Annotated in this window: 17 protein-coding genes, 2 pseudogenes and 1 riboswitch; of the genes and pseudogenes, 9 read left to right on the top strand and 10 right to left on the bottom strand. The window is 62.0% G+C overall.

Features of this window, described 5'->3' with window-relative positions; all coding sequences use genetic code 11:
- Window positions 1-102: 102 nt before the first annotated feature.
- Complete coding sequence (locus FEF27_RS12305; protein ID WP_208009851.1) at window positions 103-537, top strand: 3'-5' exonuclease; 435 nt, start codon at window positions 103-105, stop codon at window positions 535-537.
- A 65-nt stretch (window positions 538-602) separates the two neighbouring features.
- Here the strand turns inward: FEF27_RS12305 and FEF27_RS12300 are convergent, their stop codons facing one another.
- The 4 genes and pseudogenes from FEF27_RS12300 to thiC form a co-directional block, all read right to left on the bottom strand.
- The gene (locus FEF27_RS12300; RefSeq protein ID WP_138171181.1) at window positions 603-1,049 is read right to left on the bottom strand and encodes a hypothetical protein; all 447 of its coding nucleotides are present in this window, start codon (window positions 1,047-1,049) and stop codon (window positions 603-605) included.
- A 693-nt stretch (window positions 1,050-1,742) separates the two neighbouring features.
- Window positions 1,743-3,066, bottom strand: a pseudogene (locus tag FEF27_RS12295) (IS256 family transposase).
- 333 nt (window positions 3,067-3,399) lie between these two features.
- The gene (locus FEF27_RS13905) at window positions 3,400-3,729 is read right to left on the bottom strand and encodes an NUDIX hydrolase (RefSeq protein ID WP_138171180.1); all 330 of its coding nucleotides are present in this window, start codon (window positions 3,727-3,729) and stop codon (window positions 3,400-3,402) included.
- The gene (gene thiC / locus FEF27_RS12285) at window positions 3,611-5,386 is read right to left on the bottom strand and encodes a phosphomethylpyrimidine synthase ThiC (protein ID WP_138171179.1); all 1,776 of its coding nucleotides are present in this window, start codon (window positions 5,384-5,386) and stop codon (window positions 3,611-3,613) included. Before thiC ends, FEF27_RS13905 begins: the two co-directional genes overlap by 119 nt.
- A riboswitch (TPP riboswitch) is annotated at window positions 5,380-5,491 on the bottom strand. It overlaps the preceding gene by 7 nt.
- A 410-nt stretch (window positions 5,492-5,901) precedes the next feature.
- On the opposite strand from thiC, the gene FEF27_RS12280 reads away from it, so the two are divergent.
- Window positions 5,902-7,062: a hypothetical protein gene (locus FEF27_RS12280; protein ID WP_138171178.1), complete on the top strand. Its 1,161-nt coding sequence runs from the start codon at window positions 5,902-5,904 to the stop codon at window positions 7,060-7,062.
- Window positions 7,063-7,193: 131 nt separating this feature from the next.
- Here FEF27_RS12280 and FEF27_RS12275 read toward each other — a convergent pair whose 3' ends face one another.
- Entirely contained in the window at window positions 7,194-7,502 is a 309-nt protein-coding gene (locus FEF27_RS12275; protein WP_243729231.1) for a hypothetical protein, read from the bottom strand.
- Window positions 7,503-7,838: 336 nt separating this feature from the next.
- Between FEF27_RS12275 and FEF27_RS12265 the strand changes: the two genes are divergently transcribed.
- From FEF27_RS12265 to FEF27_RS12250, 4 genes are all read left to right on the top strand, one after another.
- A complete protein-coding gene (locus FEF27_RS12265) occupies window positions 7,839-8,150 on the top strand; it encodes a GNAT family N-acetyltransferase (protein ID WP_341805722.1) in 312 nt (103 codons plus the stop codon).
- A gap of 1,057 nt (window positions 8,151-9,207) precedes the next feature.
- The gene (locus tag FEF27_RS12260) at window positions 9,208-9,639 is read left to right on the top strand and encodes a GNAT family N-acetyltransferase (RefSeq protein WP_138171177.1); all 432 of its coding nucleotides are present in this window, start codon (window positions 9,208-9,210) and stop codon (window positions 9,637-9,639) included.
- Between the two features lie 122 nt (window positions 9,640-9,761).
- Window positions 9,762-10,232, top strand: a complete 471-nt coding sequence (locus tag FEF27_RS12255; protein ID WP_138171176.1) for a restriction endonuclease — start codon at window positions 9,762-9,764, stop codon at window positions 10,230-10,232.
- Window positions 10,233-10,350: 118 nt separating this feature from the next.
- Window positions 10,351-10,956: a hypothetical protein gene (locus FEF27_RS12250; protein WP_138171175.1), complete on the top strand. Its 606-nt coding sequence runs from the start codon at window positions 10,351-10,353 to the stop codon at window positions 10,954-10,956.
- A gap of 167 nt (window positions 10,957-11,123) precedes the next feature.
- Here the strand turns inward: FEF27_RS12250 and FEF27_RS12245 are convergent, their stop codons facing one another.
- From FEF27_RS12245 to FEF27_RS12235, 3 genes are all read right to left on the bottom strand, one after another.
- Window positions 11,124-12,821 carry an alpha-keto acid decarboxylase family protein gene (locus tag FEF27_RS12245; RefSeq protein WP_166430018.1) on the bottom strand — a complete coding sequence of 566 codons (1,698 nt, stop codon included), beginning with the start codon at window positions 12,819-12,821 and terminating at the stop codon, window positions 11,124-11,126.
- A gap of 157 nt (window positions 12,822-12,978) precedes the next feature.
- Window positions 12,979-13,407 carry a type II toxin-antitoxin system VapC family toxin gene (locus FEF27_RS12240; protein ID WP_138171173.1) on the bottom strand — a complete coding sequence of 143 codons (429 nt, stop codon included), beginning with the start codon at window positions 13,405-13,407 and terminating at the stop codon, window positions 12,979-12,981.
- Window positions 13,408-13,410: 3 nt separating this feature from the next.
- Window positions 13,411-13,674 (bottom strand): type II toxin-antitoxin system Phd/YefM family antitoxin, encoded by a 264-nt coding sequence (locus FEF27_RS12235; protein ID WP_138171172.1) that lies wholly within the window; start codon window positions 13,672-13,674, stop codon window positions 13,411-13,413.
- 211 nt (window positions 13,675-13,885) lie between these two features.
- Here FEF27_RS12235 and glpK point away from each other — a divergent pair, with 211 nt between their 5' ends.
- The 3 genes from glpK (at window position 13,886) to FEF27_RS12225 (ending at window position 16,218) form a co-directional block, all read left to right on the top strand.
- Window positions 13,886-15,403 (top strand): glycerol kinase GlpK, encoded by a 1,518-nt coding sequence (glpK, locus tag FEF27_RS12230; protein WP_138171171.1) that lies wholly within the window; start codon window positions 13,886-13,888, stop codon window positions 15,401-15,403.
- A gap of 96 nt (window positions 15,404-15,499) precedes the next feature.
- Window positions 15,500-15,655 carry a DUF6131 family protein gene (locus FEF27_RS13395; RefSeq protein ID WP_166430017.1) on the top strand — a complete coding sequence of 52 codons (156 nt, stop codon included), beginning with the start codon at window positions 15,500-15,502 and terminating at the stop codon, window positions 15,653-15,655.
- 131 nt (window positions 15,656-15,786) lie between these two features.
- On the top strand, window positions 15,787-16,218 hold the full coding sequence (locus tag FEF27_RS12225) for a VOC family protein (RefSeq protein WP_138171170.1): 432 nt from the start codon (window positions 15,787-15,789) through the stop codon (window positions 16,216-16,218).
- Here the strand turns inward: FEF27_RS12225 and FEF27_RS12220 are convergent.
- Window positions 16,215-16,442: an ANTAR domain-containing protein gene (locus tag FEF27_RS12220; RefSeq protein WP_138171169.1), complete on the bottom strand. Its 228-nt coding sequence runs from the start codon at window positions 16,440-16,442 to the stop codon at window positions 16,215-16,217. The genes FEF27_RS12225 and FEF27_RS12220 overlap by 4 nt on opposite strands.
- A 31-nt stretch (window positions 16,443-16,473) precedes the next feature.
- Window positions 16,474-17,263: pseudogene (locus FEF27_RS12215) on the bottom strand (IS5 family transposase); the annotation flags it as partial.

The raw sequence follows: 17,263 nt of genomic DNA, 5'->3' as shown, positions 1-17,263 counted from the left end.
CTACATCGAGATCTACTACAACCGACAGCGTCGCCACAGCGCCCTAGACTGGAAGACGCCAGAGAGCTTCGAAAAGCCTCTGGCGCTCCATGCCCTAGCCTCTTGAATTCTCATATCCCAGGGGAACAGAACCCAGGACACGTCATCGCGTCAATACAGAAGAGGATCAAAATCGGCAACGAGAACACCTTGCTCACTTCGGCAGGTGTCCACCTCTTGACTGGCCACGTCGGCAAGGGGCAGCAGTTCGACTGGGTGTGGATTGTCGGTGCTGAACAGGACACCATTCCGTTCTTCAAGGCGACGAGCCCTGAGGAGAAGGCTGAGGAAGCTCGGGTTCTATCAGTGATGATGTCCAGGGCGCGGCACGGCGTAGTGGTGACTTATACAGATGCGGTCCCAACCCTGAACGGCAATGTCCGGACGACGGCCCCGTCGGAGTTCTTGTCGCGGTTCCAACGCCTAGACACGCTGGATATGGACGGTATCAAGGAGTGGTTCGCTGAAGCCGACTGGAATGCACTCGCTAAACGGTAGTGAAACGCCCTCAAGTTGGAGGCAAGTCTTCGCCGAAGTCGTGAAACCTGAGTCTCACATGCCGCTTACTCGTGAAGCCGACCCCACTGCTCAGCGTGCAGTTCGGGATAGGGCAGCTCTAGTCTGTCCCGAAGGTATACCCACGGATCTGTGGAAAAGATGGGCCCCAGGACAGTGTCAACATCCCAGAAGAACAAGGCTCCAATCGGCCCGACCTGGAGCTCTGCACAGAAAGCAATGAGCGGCCCTTCGCTCGGCTCCGTCGGCGAGTTCATCGCGTTGGCGTAGAGAAGAATCCCGTGATCTCCGATTCGCCGGAAGCGGTCGTGCAAAGCGAAGTCCCGGTACAGGAGCAGACAAGCGTTAGGCATGCCCTCGGCTCCATTCATAAACTCGATGACTTGCTGAGGCACCTCGAAGCCCCTCGAGGCAATACGACAAGCGAAGTTCTTCATGAAGTACCGCGCCAGGTTCCGCGGCCCCTCTGCGTCAGAAGAATAGATCTCCTCCATCGAGAACTCCGCGAGGTCCCGGAACCGCTCAGCACCTTCGCAGATGAATGTGAAGAACGCCGAGTAGGCATCGTCAAAGGGTTGACTGCGCGCGGAATTGCAGTCGCGGCACAGCACGTGGGGAAAAAGTACCGCTTTCGCTCCGGGTCCCTGAAGTCTCGTTGGGCGCTCACCCGCGTCAAGCCATAGCGAGGGAGAGTCTTGAAACATCCGCCGTAGGTCGCTCGCCTTGAAGCGGTGCTCTTTGGAGTCCGCCAGTTGCCCGCACCACCAGCAGGATCTGTCTTCTGAAGAACTTGCACCCATGACCTCACTCTAGAGATCCCGCTACCCGGATGCGCCGGGGGCACGAGAACTCTAAGTGCGGCCACCCCTGAGGACACCCCTGAGGATTATGACAAGTTAGCGAGACAGACCGCGTCTCAACGAGATGTCATTCCCGATGTCAGCGGCTCCCCGGCGTGACAAGATCCGCGAGATCCTACACCATGTGTAGGTTCTCGCCTAAGTTGGCCATTTCTCGCTTTCTTGGCCAAGTGATGTCAGATTTCTCAAGGAGTTGTCACAGGGGCGCACTCCTTGGTCGGCTGAGGGCCTTTTAACGGTGTCCCGGTTAGCCCCGTTAGCTTGTAGGTGGCCTCGGAGTCCAGAAGGGGTCTGTCAACTTAACGGTGTAACTGCTGTTTGATGATTTCAGTTTTTTCTGGCGGATAGTCTGCCGTCGAAGGTGATGTCGAAGGCGTTCAGTGCCTGCTTCCATCGTTGGTTCCAGCGGGCTCGGCCTTTGCCGGTGGGGTCCAGGGCCATTACCGCCATGTAGACACACTTCAGAGCAGCTTGGGCGTTGGGGAAGTGTCCGCGGGCCTTGACCGCTTTGCGGATGCCGGCGTTGACCGATTCGATGGCGTTAGTAGTGCACACGATCCGGCGGATCTCCCGGTCGAACCTCAGGAACGGGGTGAACTCGGCCCAGGCGTTCTCCCAGAGTCTGACGATCGCTGGGTACTTCTCACCCCAGGCCTCTTGGAAGTCCAGGAAACGGTCTTCAGCCTCCTTAACGGTCGCGGCCTGGTAGATCGGCTTCAGCGCCCGTGAGATCCCGTCCCAGTCCTTCCTGGAGGTGTAGGTGAAGCTGTTGCGCATCAGGTGCACGATGCAGGTCTGCACGATAGTTGCCGGCCACACCGCGGCCACCGAGTCCGGCAGCCCTTTGAGACCATCACAGACCAGCATCAGGATGTCTTCGACGCCACGGTTCTTCAGCTCCGTGAGGACCTGCAGCCAGTACTTCGCGCCCTCACCACCGTCACCGCACCACAGCCGAAAGGATATCGCGGTTGCCCTCGGCGGTGACGGCCATGGCCACATAGATCGGGCGGTTGGCGACTTGACCGTCGCGGACCTTGACGTGGATCGCATCAATGAACACCACAGGGTAGACCGGATCCAAGGGGCGGTTCTGCCACTGGGCCATGCCCTCAAGCACTTTGTCGGTAATGGTGGTGATCGTGGTCTTCGAGACCTCGGCGCCATATACATCAGCCAGGTGCGCGCTGATGTCCCCGTGGGTCATGCCTCGGGCCGAGAGAGAGAGCACGACGTCCTCGATGCTGCCCAGGCGGCGCTGACGCTTCTTCACGATGACCGGCTCAAAGCTTCCCGCCCGGTCCCGGGGCACGTTGATCTCAACCGGCCCGCCCTTGGTGGTCACCGTCTTCGCGCGGTTGCCGTTACCGGCGTTGCCACCGGTGGAGCCGCCACGCTCGTGCTTCTCCTAGCCGAGGTGATCGGTGATCTCGCCGTCCAGAGCGGACTCGACAACGAGCTTGGTCAGCTCGGCCAACAGTCCGTTCTCCCCGTCGATGCCAAGACCATCCTGACGGGCCTGACCCACCAGTTGGGCAACGAGTTTCTTATCAACCTTCGGGCTCACCGAAGTAGTCGCCGATGCTGTAGCCACCGATTCCTCATGCTTCTGACTCAGGGCCTCATCGGCTCGGTTCTGTGTTGTGCTCATAATCTAACTCCTTGATCGGAGTTACACCGATTACCGTACAGTCCCCGCTTTTGAACTCGACCGTCTTGGAACTTGAACCTGAACTTGATCAACTCGAAGTAACGCCCCCCCCCCGAAGAGGTTAGGGGGACTCCGGTGGTCGGGGTGGTGGGGGCGCGAGGCGGACACCACGGAGATGCTCAAGCAACTGTGAAACGAGCGGGGTGGCTGCGAGATTTTCAGGGAGGACCCAGTTGGCGCTGGCTGCGTCGTCGCCTGGCTGGAGGACCCCACCCCGGACGGTGGCGTAGAAATCATGCACCCGGTAGGTGCGACCATCGTCCAAAGGAAGCTCTACAGTCCACAGTTCCGCACCACTACGTCGAGACCCGTTTCTTCCCTCGTTTCTCTCACAGCAGTGTCTTCTGGGGTCTCACCGAGCAAACATTTCCCACCCGGCACTGACCAGAGCCCGGCTTCCGGGGGATATCTGCGTTGGACCAGCAGGATTGCCCCATCTTCCCGCACAATGACAGCGCAGGCGGCACTTACTACAGCCACGGCATCACTTCGTGGCGCGTACGGTCGGCATCGACGGGTCCGGCAGATAGACTGTGCCGCCGGCTTCACGGAACTCACGCGACTTCGCCGCCATGCCCTCCTGAGCGATCCGGGCCTGCTCATCCGAATCGCCGAACTCGTTGCGGATGTCCTGAGAGATCCTCATCGAGCAGAACTTCGGGCCGCACATCGAGCAGAAGTGCGCCGTCTTGGCCGGCTCGGCCGGCAGAGTCTCGTCGTGGAACTCCTCAGCGGTCTGCGGGTCCAGGGAGAGGCCGAACTGGTCCCGCCACCGGAACTCGAACCGGGCCTTGGACAACGCATCGTCGCGGTCCCGGGCCCCGGGGTGCCCCTTGGCCACGTCGGCGGCGTGCGCGGCGATCTTGTAGGTGATGACACCGGTCTTCACGTCGTCGCGGTTCGGCAGCCCCAAATGCTCCTTCGGGGTGACATAGCAGAGCATCGCGGTGCCGTAGCGGGCAATCTCGGTGGCGCCGATCGCCGAGGTGATGTGGTCATAGCCGGGGGCGATATCGGTCACCAGCGGCCCCAACGTGTAGAACGGGGCGCCGTGGCAGAGTTCCTGCTGCTTTTCTACGTTCTCGCGGACCAGGTGCAGCGGGATGTGGCCGGGGCCTTCGACCATCACCTGGACGTCGTACTCCCAGGCCCGCTGGGTCAGCTCGGCCAGGGTGTCGAGTTCAGCGAACTGGGCGGCGTCGTTGGCGTCGGCCAGGGACCCGGGCCGTAGTCCGTCGCCGAGGGAGAACGCCACGTCATATTGGGCGAAGATCTCGCACAGTTCGTCGTAGTGCTCGTAGAGGAAGCTTTCCTTGTGGTGGCCCAGGCACCAGCCGGCCATGATGGACCCGCCGCGGGAGACGATCCCGGTCACACGTTCTGCGGTCAGCGGCACGTAGCGCAGCAGCACACCGGCGTGGATGGTCATGTAGTCCACACCCTGTTCGCACTGCTCGATCACGGTGTCGCGGAAGATCTCCCAGGTCAGCGCCTGGTGGTCTCCGCCGACCTTCTCTAGGGCCTGGTAGATTGGCACCGTGCCGATCGGCACCGGGGAGTTGCGCAAAATCCATTCGCGGGTGGTGTGGATGTCGTCGCCGGTGGAGAGGTCCATGACCGTGTCTGCGCCCCACTGGGTGGCCCACTGCATCTTGGAGACCTCCTCGGCGATGGAGGAAGTCACTGCGGAGTTGCCGATATTGGCGTTGACCTTCACTGAGAAGGCCCGCCCGATGATCATCGGCTCGGACTCGGGGTGGTTGATGTTGTTGGGGATGATGGCCCGGCCTGCGGCCAGCTCGCTGCGGACCAGCTCGACATTCACGCCCTCCCGCAGGGCGACGAACCGCATCTCGGGGGTGATGACCCCCTGGCGTGCGTAGTGCATCTGGGTGACCCGCTTGCCGGGCCTGGCGCGCAGCGGCGGGCGGTCCTCGCCCTGCCACTCCTGGGAGGCGGTGCCCCGGCGCAGCGCCTTGGGGCCGTCGTCCTCGAGCTTTCGACCGCGGGCCTGGTAGGTCTCCACATCCTGGCGGGCCTGGATCCATTCGGCGCGCAGCGGGGGCAGGCCGCGGGTGGGGTCGCTGCCCGGGCCGGTGGTCCGGTAGGTGGTGAACGGCTCGTTGGCAGTGCCGTCGGGGGAGTCGTCCTGGGAGATCCGGGTGACCGGGACCCGGATGTCGTGCTCCTCGTCCACCAGGTACTCCGCGCTGTGGGTGGAGTAGTTCAGAGGGGAATTCTGGGCGGAGATATGAGTCATGAGCTCCTTCTTCCTTCGCCGGCATGACCCGGACAGGTTCAGACGGTGCTCGGACAGCGTCAGTCCGATCTCAGCTCCGTGCTCGGAGCGCCCGTGAGGTCAACCACCACCGTACTACATCCACGATGAGCGTTGGAGCGCGGGAGTGTTACCAACCGACTAGGCTATTTGCCCTTTCCAGAGGTTAATCCGCTTTTGAACTCGACCACACTCCCACGGATAGAAAGGGGGGCTGATGCAGGGATGGGTGACAACTGATCTGGCTAGCCGATGGTTGGCCTGGAAGGATTGTCATCATGCCTAAGCCGCATAACAGCGGCAGAGAACCTGGGACGCTTCACCTGTTCCTGCATCAGCCCCCGTTATGGATACACCACCTCGACATAACCTCGACGGCCCACGTTCAGTAGCCTCCCCGATATGGTTTGAATTACACTCGTCTCGAAGTCCGGCCTCATGTGGATGCAACTGCCGCGGCGGGCACCCGAACCTCTCATGGGGGAAGGAGCGGATCTGTGACGACACAGGAGAGTCCTACGCAGGGCCCCGGAACGGTGGTGGTCGGAGTGGTCGCTGATCCGGTGGCTTCCCCGGTACAGGTCGCGCGCCAACTCGAACAGGAACTGCCAGGGCTATTGTCCGAGCAGTTGGCAGATCGCCAGTGGCGAGTCGAGGTGCACCGTGAGCGGTTGCCTCCCAGTGACATGCAGCGCTTCGAAATGATGAACGTCGCAGCCGATTATAAGCGGCAGCGTGGTTGGGACTTCGCGGTGTGCATCACCGATCTCCCGCTGGTTACCGACCGGCAGCCTGTGGTAGCTGATGCCAGTAGCAGTCGAAACGTCGCGGTGGTCTCACTGCCGGCCTTCGGGGCGATGGCGTTGCGGCGTCGAGTCCTGGGGGTGGTGGCACAGCTGATCGAGGACCTGCGCGGGGAGACAACCCCAGAGGAGGGCTCTGAGGAACATCGCCGTTCCCGAGTGGCAGCATTGGGTGGGGCATTTCGGCGGACCACACCCGATCAAGACGGCATTGACCTGCGCATCCTCGCGACCCGGGGTCGGTTGCGGCTGCTGGTCGGAATGGTTCGAGATAATCAACCGTGGCGGCTGGTCTCAGGTCTGCGGGGGGCGCTGGTGGGAGCGTTCGCCTTCAGCGCGTTCTATTTGATCAACGCCACCCTGTGGGAACTGGCGATCACCATGGCGGTGTGGCAACTGGTCGCTGTGGTGTTCGCTTCGATCACCGTGATGCTCACTTGGCTCATCGTCTATCACCACTTGTGGGAACGGGCGAGGAATCTACCGGCACGGGAACGTGAGCAAGCGGTCCTTTTCAATGCTTCGACCGTGCTGACCCTCGCCATCGGGCTGGCGTGCGGCTACGTGGGGCTCTACGTCCTGAATCTGATCGCCGCTCTGATCGTCTTCACCCCCGAAGTGTTCAGCCAGTACGTCGGAGCCGAGTACGGACTCGGCGAGTACCTCCTCGTGGCCCTGTTGGCGACCTCCGCGGCAACCGTGGCAGGCGCCATCGGCTCAGGCTTCGAAAGCGAAGAGTCGGTCCACGAAGCCGCTTACAGCTACCGCGAACGGGCGCGCCGCGAAGCAATTCGTCGTTCACGGGAAGCCGAAGAAAATGATGAGAGATTGGACGAGACCATGCGCGAAGGCTAATCGACCTCCGCGAGGAGACCGACCAGGGCGTACGGCCTCACAGTAGAGGCGCTGACCGCCGATGTACCGCGGCGAACGGTGAACAGCTTCGTACCGTATGCCGATCCGCTTGCGGGACGGCGCTTCGGTGGTCACGCGTCTTGTTTGTGACCGTATCGTTGGCGGGCTGCTTCACCGGAGGTACCGATCAGGGATCCGATAAACGACCATGAGTAGCCATCTTTACGGCCTCGGCTGACGGCTTCTTTGATTGAGCGTTCGGCGTCAGCTCGGGCCAGGATCGCTTGGCGTAGTTCGGTGAACACCTGAGGGTCGCGTTCCTCGGCTCGAGACGGTTCATAGTCTTCAAAGCGCTTGGCAAGTTCGTCAGCGTGGTCCAGTATGTCTTGGACTGTACGGGGCATGATCATCACCTCAAAGAATTTATCGCGTGCTTTCATTGCGTGGACGATGACCGGGCTGTGGCGCCGTTGACAACGCCGATCTCGAATATGATGGTCGCCAGGTTCGCGCCGATGACCATCGTGAAACCCTAATCGAGGTCGAAGACTCGAATCGGATTGGAATATGCGTGCAAGATGTCTTCATCGCTGACACCGTGCTTCCGAGCACTGACCGCGATGATCGGAGCGACATCCATACCTACAAGATACTTTGCAGGGCCACTGTTGGCAAGTTAACTTGCCCCTCCGTCCCGCAAGCCGTTCCCCTTACGGCGGCGCGGTTCTCCATCGGCTGTTTAAGCCGTTCACGTTCGCTCGCCTACTGTGGTCAGCATGCAAACCGAAGGTTTCACCGTGGAGTCGTCTCCGGTACTGGGCATGGGCGAAGTCGCAGCGCTCTACCGCGAGGTGGGGTGGACGACCTACGCCGATGATGTCGTGACACTTGAGGCAGCGTTGGCCGGCTCTTCCCGCGTCGTGGCGGCTCGGCGCGATGGTCGCCTCGTCGGGGTGGCGCGGGTGATTTCTGACGGAGCCACGATCTGTTACCTGCAAGACGTACTGGTCCGCCCTGACGCTCAGCGAGCCGGTATGGGCCGCGCACTCGTCCTTGCCGCCTTGGAGCCGTACGCCTCTGTGCGTTAGAAGGTTCTGCTTACCGATGACGAGCCAGGTCAACGCGCCTTCTACGAGTCCTTGGGATACAAGGAGACCCGAGACCACGGCGCTGGTTCCCTGCGAGCGTTCGTTCGTTTCGACGCCTGACCGGCTAAGCACGTCCGTAAAGGATCCCCAGCCGGCACTCCGGTGTCGTCATCAATGCGTGGCCCGCAGTCGCGTCGTACCCATAAAAAGAGCGCAACGGGGCGCTTCCACAGGTGCGGTAGAGCTAGCGTGTGCTGCCCTCGAACCGGGTGACCACATATCCAGCGATGTAGACCAATGACCCAATAAAAATGATGCCCTCAGAGACTACGCCAACTGTGTCTCCCCCCTGCACCGCCCTAATGGTGATGATGGCGCTTAGGACACTGAACCCAACCATTCCCAGAGCTGCCCAGAGTGGTAGCCCACGTTGCTTCTGATTCCGAGTCATAGTGCGCACCCATTCTAGAGGTGGACGGATCAACTCGCCGCTCGTGCTCATCAGCATCAGTCGTAGAGTCAGGTCCCTGAATCGGGCACACCCTAGACCAGAGCGTACCGGTAGCCGATCCCCCAAAAGAAACACCTGCTCTTGGAGCTGGCGACCTACAGAGAAGTTTATGCGCTGCCGCAGCGCTGAGGATTGTGACAAGTTACTGAGACAGGGACCGGCTCACCGAGTTGTCAAACCCCAGGTCAGCGCCATGCACCCCTGACAACTTCAGTGGGAACCTACACGAAGGTGTAGATTCTCAGTTTTCGTGCCACCCCGATGTCAGTCTTCTCAATCTCACGTCTTGACTGTCGCGCTTGTCCCAAGACCCTGCCAGGTCGCCCCGAACCTCCCACGGCCGGAGACACCAAACACTCACGAGCCACCGTGTGCCAGTTATCTCCCGTCAGCGGAGAAGTTACCGGACCGCCTTTAGGCCCCCGTCTGCATAGTCTGAACCCTCCTGGCCAGCAGCGGGGGTGTCCATTGGCGTTGCCCTTACGGCGGCGCGGTTGCCCATCGGTCGTTCAACCCCTCCAGGTTCGCTCGCGTACTGTGGTCAGCATGCAGGCCGAAGGTTTCACCGTTGAGCCGTCTCGAGCGCTCAGCATGAACGAAGTCGTAGCGCTCTACCGCGAGGTGGGGTGGACGACGTACGCCGATGATGTCCCGACACTTGAGGCAGCCTTGACGGGCTCTTCACACGTCGTGGCGGCTCGGCGCGGTGGTCGCCTCGACGGGCAAGCGCGGGTAATTTCTGACGGAGCCACGATCTGTTACCTGCAAGACGTGCTGGTCCACCCTGACGCCCAGCGGGCCGGTATAGGCCGTGCGCTTGTCCTCGCCGCCTTGGAGCCGTACGCCTCCGTGCGTCAGAAGGTTCTGCTTACCGAGGACGAGCCACGTCAATGCGCCTTCTACGAGTCCTTGGGCTACCAGGAAATCCGAGACCACGGCACTGGTTCTCTGCGAGCGTTCGTTCGTTTCGACGGGTGACCGGCCAAGCAAGTCCGCAAAGCGCTGGTCTAGCGGGCAGCGAGCCATCACGGTCCGGCCCAGGTCACACGAGGACAGTAACGTCTCGCCTCTGACCAGGCCGGGCCCTGGAGAATGGCCTGATGGGGACGCAGGAGATCACACTCGGGCACTTACTGGAGACCTATTACCGGGAATCCAATGACTATCGTGACCGCGAGGATAAGTTCGAACCCCTGGTGCGGTCCTATCTCACCACTGACCCGGCGTGGGCCTTCCAGTTCTCCGACGTGTGGCTGTGGCAGGACTACCCGGACCGCGGCACCCGCACAGACACCGGCGTGGACCTGGTCGCAAAAGACAAGTTCACCGGCGAGCTGACCGCGATCCAGTGCAAATTCCTCGACCCCGAACACACAGTCCCCAAGGGCGAGATTGACTCGTTCATCTCCGCCTCCCCGAAGCCGGAGTTCTCTACCCGGATCTTGGGCCATACGGACGGCATCGGTCCCCGGGCGCAGAAGACGTTGGTGGCTCAGGAGAAGAGAATCTTCTCTCCTAAATCGCCCTGGAAGTCGAAGACAGCGAGGTCCGATCCTCCAATGCCAAGTTGACGCACAGTGACCTCTTGACGCCGATCCTCTGCGACTGGTATCGACGGCACCCTTTGATCACCTCTATCATTACTGCAGAAACCGTTACAGACCTTCGCGTCACAGGCATACTAGTGGCATGAGCGATGAGGCAGCCCCCGATTCGGGCAAAAAGCAGGGGTTCTGGGCCAAGACTATGGCTGACGCAAAGAAATCGGCTGAAGAAGCAAAAGCGCGAGCGGCACAGGCGCGCGAGCTGGCAGGGAACCTCATAACAAAGCAACGTTTCGGTGGCTCGACGATCGAAATCTACGACGGTGGTTATGTCCGTGTCGCCGGATTTACCTCGGATTCAACTCCATACGAAAAGTTGAAGTCAATCAAGCACTCCTTCCAGGTTCAGGACAAGAGCACTGGCGGTCGCGCGATGGTTGGTTTGATGACGGGTGGAGTCAACTATCTCGCGTCGAAGGAGAAGCGAACGGTTTTCCTTACAATCGCGACCGATACTCGGGTGCACACCCTGAGGGCCACGGGCGGGATGGGGCGGGGTGAAGACCGAGTGGCCCTGGGACTAGAGGTTGCTGGACGGGGTGTATTGGGCGGGCTAGCAGCACCCACCTTGCCAGCGGCTTCGGCAGCACCTGTCGTGGTCCCTACGCCTGCCCCTGAACAGATTGACGTGATCGAACAGATCAAGAAGCTTGGTGAGTTGCATGCCGCGGGTGTTCTGTCCGATGAATAGTTCGTTTCGAAAAAGACAGACCTCCTCAAGCGACTCTAGCTATGCAGGGCATCCAGGAATCTCTGTCCGATTCCTGAGTCTCGCTTCGGCTCTACAGCTTCTCCAACCAAGGTACGCGACCACCAGTTCAGACGCAGCGCCCGTGGGAGCCGCCCACCCAATGTCGATCACCGCTTGAGCGCGTTGGCCACGTCCTGCAGCAGCTGCGGGATGTCATCGCGGTCGGTGATCGCCTCGATGAAGGCCAGCTTCTCGCGGTCGTGCACGGCGTCCTTGCATGCGGCGAGCAGCTCCGACTCCGTGGTAGCCCGGCGGTAGAGGTAATCCTCCTCCGCGGCGCCGAAGAGGCTGGGCACCAGCTCCCAGCGCCAGGGCGCGATGTCGTTGTAGACCTCGTCGGGTCCGTGGATGGCGCGTTCGACCGTGTAGCCGTTGTTGTTGACCAGGACCACCACCACAGGCAGCTTCTCGCGGATCATTACGCCCATCTCCTGGATCGTCAGCTGAGCGGAGCCGTCGCCGATCAGCAGCACCGGCCGGCGGCTCGGATCGGCCAGCCCGGCACCGATGATCGCAGGCAGGGTGTAGCCGATGGAGCCCCACATGGGCTGTCCGATGAAGGTGGACTTCGCGGGGAACCGGTGGGACGCCATTCCGAAGTAGCTGGTCCCCTGGTCAGCAGCAACGATGTTCCCCGACTCCAACTGCGAGGCCAGCACGGACCAGAGCCCGTCCTGGGTCAGCGGATCATCAGAGGGTTCCCGCGGCGTCCCCTCGGCAGGAGCCTGGGCTGCGGGCATGGGCGCGACGTCGTCGAGCTCGGTGGTCACCCGGTGCAGGACTGCGAGCGCGTCCTGCAGCGAGATCGGGGTGAACACCTCGTCGCCGACTCGTGCGCCGAACCGAGAGACGTCGATCATCCGGGCCGGATCGAGGTCCATGGAGAACCCGGCAGTGGTGTTGTCGGTGTACTCCACGCCGAGGGTGATCAGCGCATCGGCACCCTCGATGACCTCGCGCACCCGGTCCTGAGATGCCGCCCCGGCGTAGATGCCTACGAAGTTCGGATCCGACTCATCGACAAGGGTCTTGCCCCAGGCCAGGGTGGCGAAGGGTAGTTGGCACTCGGTGAGGAACGAGGCCAGTTCCTCGGTGGCGCCGAGCCGGTGGACCAGCAGATCGGCCAAGACGGCCGTGCGCCGCCCAGGCAGGAAGCCGCGCACAGCCTCTTCGAAGGCGGCGACGGCGCGCGGGGTCGTCACCGGAAGATCAGTGGTCAGCGGCTCAGACGGCGGGTAGGCGGCGACCTCGGCGACGTCGGCGGCCAACATGAGATAACCGGGGCGGCGGCGGAAGACGACGTCGCGCAGGACGCGGTCGATCTCCCAGGTGGCAGTGGCGGCGTCGAGATCGGCGTGTGCGCAGGTGACCTCTTCGGCCATGCGCAGGAAGTGTTTGAAGTCCCCGTCGCCCAGGGAGTGGTGGATCTTGCGACCCGAGGCCTGGGTCTCCTTCGGCGGGGCGCCGACGATCTGCACAACGGGCACGGACTCGGCGTAGGAGCCGGCGACTGCGTTGATCGCAGAGAGCTCACCGACTCCGTAGGTGGTCAGGAACGCACCGATGCCGCGAATCCGGGCGTAGCCGTCAGCGCTGTAACCGGCATTGAGCTCATTGGCGGAACCGACCCAGCGGATGCTGCGGTGGGCCACGACATGGTCCAGAAAATGGAGGTTGAAATCTCCGGGGACGCCGAACAGCTCGGTCAGGCCGAGCTCGGCCAACCGGTCCAGCAGGTAGTCGCCGATTGTGTAGTTCTCCAGGGACTCGTCCCGTGGGGCTTCGGACTTTTCTTCTTCGGGCATGGGTCTCGCCTTCATGGTGTTGGCCGGTTCCAGCGGTGCGGGTGGTTCGACTGAGCGGCCAACGGTCTACGGTGCGCTCAGTCTACGTCCGGCCCGGCACAGCTACGGCAAGGAAACGACGCGATCACCCGGCAGTGTCCTGCCTCGGCGATGGAACTCACTGAGGCGCGGGGGCGAGCTGGAGCCCCGCCGCCTTGGCCCCCGAGCGTAAACGTTTGTCCCATGCGGCGAACAGGGTGTCAGCGACGCCGATGGCGAGCACGCTGGCCAGATGCACCGCGTCCGCACCCCGCAGAGCGTGTACCCCCGCCAGCTCACCAGCGTGCACCGTGATCTGCTCAGAAAGCTCAACGGCTCGGGTCGCAGCCCAGAAGTCCTCCCATGTCGCCTCGGCATGGCGCTGGTCCTGAATATCCAACCGCTGGTCGCGCCCGGCGGCAGCCAGGGCGGCACGCACTTCCGGATAGGCCAAGCGAGAAGACACGGCGGCATCGCAGCCATCCCATAGCGCGGCAGCCAGCTCGCTGCCCTCCTCCTCAACTACCAGCTTGACGAACGCGCTGCTGTCGAAATACACGATCGCCATGACTCAGCGGCGCTGCTCGCTGACTAATTCGGCCACGGGCCCACGAGCGTGCACGCGAGAGATCCCACTGGCTGAAGGCCGATCCGCGCGCCGCGGCTTACTCAGGACGCCGCTCTGGGTGAGTTGTTCCAGCAACGGTGCGGTGTCCACCGACAGCAGCCGCGCGACCGGTGTACCCCGCTCCGTGACGATGACTTCCTCACCGCCCTGGGCCCGCTCGATCCAACTCGCCAGCTCTGCGCGGAACTTACTGATCGTTACCTCCATAAGCTAAGTGTACATTGTGAACTACTCTGCTTGTACGTTTCTGTTTGCTGATGGGCTTGCGTGCTCATTTGCTGGTGCGCGAGCCGGTCTCGCCGACCCACGTCTCACAATCGCAAACCCCGGGTGATCCCACCGGCCGCGCAGGCTTGAGTTATGGGAAACCGCCGTGATGTCCTACGTCACAGACCAAACTAACCCCGGGGAGCAAAACTTGTCTGAGTACATCATCGCTATCGACCAGGGCACCACCAGCACTCGCGCCATCGTCTTCGATCACAATGGTCAGATGGTCTCCAGCGGGCAGAAAGAACACGAGCAGATCTTCCCCCAAGCTGGGTGGGTAGAACATGATCCATTAGAGATCTGGAACAACACCCGCGAGGTCATCGGGAAAGCACTATCCACTGCGAACCTCACCCGTCATGAGATCGCTTCAGTGGGCATCACCAACCAGCGCGAGACGACGGTGATTTGGGACAAGAACTCCGGAACCCCTGTCTATAACGCAATTGTCTGGCAGGACACGCGCACGCAGGGCATCGTCGAGGAGCTCTCGGCCGACGGGGGTCCGGACCGTTTCAAAGATCGGGTCGGACTGCCCTTGGCCACTTACTTCTCCGGTACCAAGATCAAGTGGATTCTGGACAACGTCGAAGGCGTCCGCGAGCGCGCCGAGGCAGGAGACTTACTCTTCGGCACCACCGACAGCTGGCTGGTGTGGAATCTCACCGGCGGGACCGAGGGCGGGGTCCACATCACTGACGTCACGAACGCCTCACGCACACTCTTCATGGACTTGAAAACGCTCCAGTGGGACGAGGAAATACTCGCGACCTTCGGGGTGCCGAAGTCGCTGCTGCCTGAGATCAAGTCCTCTTCAGAGGTCTACGGAAAGGTCCATGGTCGCCAGCTGCTGCGTGAGGTGCCGGTGGCCGGGATCCTGGGCGACCAGCAGGCGGCCACCTTTGGTCAAGCAGCCTTCGAAAAGGGCGGGGCCAAGAACACCTACGGCACCGGGAACTTCCTCATCATCAATACCGGCGAGGAGATAGTTCACTCCAAGAACGGCCTGCTCACCACCCTGTGTTACAAGCTCGGTGACAACAAGCCGGTCTACGCCCTCGAAGGAGCCATCGCCGTCACCGGATCCCTCATCCAGTGGCTGCGCGACAACCTCGGGCTGATCAAGACCGCCCCAGAGGTGGAAGAACTTGCCGCCTCAGTCACCGACAACGGTGGGGTCTACATCGTGCCCGCCTTCTCCGGTCTCTTCGCTCCCTACTGGAAGAGTGATGCCCGCGGCGCCATTGTCGGGCTCACCCGCTATGTCAATAAGGGGCACATTGCCAGGGCCGCCCTGGAAGCCACCGCCTTCCAAACGCGTGAAGTCCTCGATGCCGCGAATGCTGACGCCGGAGTAGACATGGCAGATCTTCGCGTTGACGGCGGCATGGTGGTCAACGATGCCCTCATGCAGTTCCAGGCCGACATTCTCGGTATCCCCGTCATTCGGCCCAAGGTGGTACAAACCACGGCCTTGGGCGCTGCCTACGCAGCTGGCCTCGCCGTCGGGTTCTGGGAAACTACCGAGGCCGTCACGGCCAACTGGACAGAAGACAAGCGATGGGAGCCCCAGATGGAGGCCGCGGAAAGGGAAAGGCAGCTGCGGTTGTGGAAGAAAGCCGTCACCCGCACCTTCGACTGGGTCGATAGCGACGTGACAAGGTAAGACTGTCTCCGCGCACCACTTCCTACAACTTGGGCATCAGCGATAGCCTCAAAGGGTGAGGGGCACACTCCGCGCCCCACAGAAAGGAAGCACCTCATGATTATCCTTGGCGTCATCCTCCTGATTCTGGGAGCTGTCATTGACATCCCCATCCTCTGGACCATCGGCATCATCCTGGTCGTCGTCGGTGCCATCCTCTGGATCCTGGGCGCACTGGGCCGTGCTGTCGGAGGGCGAAAGCACTACTGGTAAACGGTGGGTCGGTCCGTGGGGCGCATATGCGCTTCGCCGTGCCCCACGGCCTGAACACCCAGAGGATCCGTTGATGAGGCAGTTGCGCACTGCGCCATCAACGAATCCCCCTCACACTGCAAGAGTCCCTCATGACCGCCCTGCCCTATCCTCAATTAGCCAACACCGTTCTGGACGCCACCAACGTCCGTGAGCTCGCGGAGTTTTACCGCGAGCTTCTCAATTTGGTCTACCGGCCTGGCGACGAGCCACCCGCGCACGGCAACGACGACGCCGACTGGCTTGTGCTCTACACACAAGAGGGTCAGCGGCTCCTCGCCTTCCAACAAGTGCAAACCCTGCACCGCACCACGTGGCCCTCGCCCGAAGTGCCAATGCAGATGCATCTGTGTTTCTTCATTGCAGAGCCCCACCTGCTTGAGACCCACAAGCAGCGAGCCGAGGAGCTCGGAGCCGAGCTCCTGCTTCACCGCACCGATGAACCCGAGGAACCGCTCTACGTACTGGCCGATCCCGCTGGCCACCCCTTCTGCTTGTACACCCACGTGGACGCGGGGCGCTAGGGATTTGGACTGGCTCCGGTGACGGTACCGGTGCGCACCAGTTGAGAAGCAACCTCGTAGAGCTTGGTATTGCGGTGATTGCTGATCTTAGCCAGCAGGAGGAATGCTCTGTCCTCGGTGACTTTGTAGCGCTCCATCAGGATGCCCTTGGCCTGTCCGATGACATCGCGGCGGGCTATGGCCTCCTGCAGTTGCGCGACTTCCCGACTGGCGGCGAAGGCCACTGCGGCGTGCGCAGCTACTAGGGCATGTCTCCTATTTGCGTAGCCAGGCGACCACGGCGCAGAGGACTGCGGTGGCCCGGTAGGTGATGGCCAGCTTCTCGTAGCGGGTAGCGATCCCGCGCCATTGCTTGGCCAGTCCGAAGTGGCGCTCCACGACGTTGCGGCTCTTGTAGAGATCCTCGTCGAAGGCTGGTGGGCGGCCGCCGGCAGAGCCTTTGTTCTTCCGGGAGGCCTTCTCGTTGGACTTCTGCGGGATCACTGCTTTGATGCCTCGGCTGGTGAGGTAGTCGCGGATGACGTTGTTGGAGTAGGCCTTATCAGCGATCACCGCATTCGGGCGGGTCCGGGGCCGTCCTGCCCCGATCCTGGGGATTCGGATGTCATCGATGACCTCGGTGAACACCGCCCCGTCGTTGCGTTGTCCGCCGGTGAGCAGAATCGCGATGGGCATGCCGTGGGCATCGACAGCGGCGTGCAGCTTCGAAGAGAGTCCGCCGCGGGAGCGGCCTACTGCATGGCCTTCAGGCTCGGTAGTCCGCGGATTCTTGTGATTCCAACGAGCCCCCTGTGGGCTGGTCAGGGCGGGTGGTGTTGGTGCCGTGCTGGTGGGCACGGCTGATGGTTGAGTCCACCGAGATTCTCCAGTCGATTTCTCCGGCTGCATCAGCCTGGGCCAGCAGTTGGGCCAGGACTTTGTCCCAGGTTCCGTCAGCGGCGTAGCGGCGGTGCCGCTTCCAGGCGGTCTGCCAGGGCCCGAAGGGATCCCGCGGCAGGTCCCGCCACGGGATCCCTGTCCTGGCGCGGAAGATCATCGCCTCGAC

Source organism: Nesterenkonia sphaerica, assembly GCF_005771565.1.
GTDB lineage: Bacteria > Actinomycetota > Actinomycetes > Actinomycetales > Micrococcaceae > Nesterenkonia > Nesterenkonia sphaerica.
This window is presented reverse-complemented; position numbering and strand designations above follow the sequence as displayed.

Excerpts from the sequence above, each read along its gene's own strand:
- FEF27_RS12300 (WP_138171181.1), bottom strand. The coding sequence starts at position 1,049 with ATGGAGGAGATCTATTCTTCTGACGCAGAGGGGCCGCGGAACCTGGCG.
- FEF27_RS13905 (WP_138171180.1), bottom strand. The coding sequence starts at position 3,729 with ATGAGCAGGCCCGGATCGCTCAGGAGGGCATGGCGGCGAAGTCGCGTG.
- thiC (WP_138171179.1), bottom strand. The coding sequence starts at position 5,386 with ATGACTCATATCTCCGCCCAGAATTCCCCTCTGAACTACTCCACCCAC.
- FEF27_RS12275 (WP_243729231.1), bottom strand. The coding sequence starts at position 7,502 with ATGAAAGCACGCGATAAATTCTTTGAGGTGATGATCATGCCCCGTACA.
- FEF27_RS12265 (WP_341805722.1), top strand. The coding sequence starts at position 7,839 with ATGCAAACCGAAGGTTTCACCGTGGAGTCGTCTCCGGTACTGGGCATG.
- FEF27_RS12260 (WP_138171177.1), top strand. The coding sequence starts at position 9,208 with ATGCAGGCCGAAGGTTTCACCGTTGAGCCGTCTCGAGCGCTCAGCATG.
- FEF27_RS12255 (WP_138171176.1), top strand. The coding sequence starts at position 9,762 with ATGGGGACGCAGGAGATCACACTCGGGCACTTACTGGAGACCTATTAC.
- FEF27_RS12250 (WP_138171175.1), top strand. The coding sequence starts at position 10,351 with ATGAGCGATGAGGCAGCCCCCGATTCGGGCAAAAAGCAGGGGTTCTGG.
- FEF27_RS12245 (WP_166430018.1), bottom strand. The coding sequence starts at position 12,821 with ATGCCCGAAGAAGAAAAGTCCGAAGCCCCACGGGACGAGTCCCTGGAG.
- FEF27_RS12240 (WP_138171173.1), bottom strand. The coding sequence starts at position 13,407 with ATGGCGATCGTGTATTTCGACAGCAGCGCGTTCGTCAAGCTGGTAGTT.
- FEF27_RS12235 (WP_138171172.1), bottom strand. The coding sequence starts at position 13,674 with ATGGAGGTAACGATCAGTAAGTTCCGCGCAGAGCTGGCGAGTTGGATC.
- FEF27_RS13395 (WP_166430017.1), top strand. The coding sequence starts at position 15,500 with ATGATTATCCTTGGCGTCATCCTCCTGATTCTGGGAGCTGTCATTGAC.
- FEF27_RS12225 (WP_138171170.1), top strand. The coding sequence starts at position 15,787 with ATGACCGCCCTGCCCTATCCTCAATTAGCCAACACCGTTCTGGACGCC.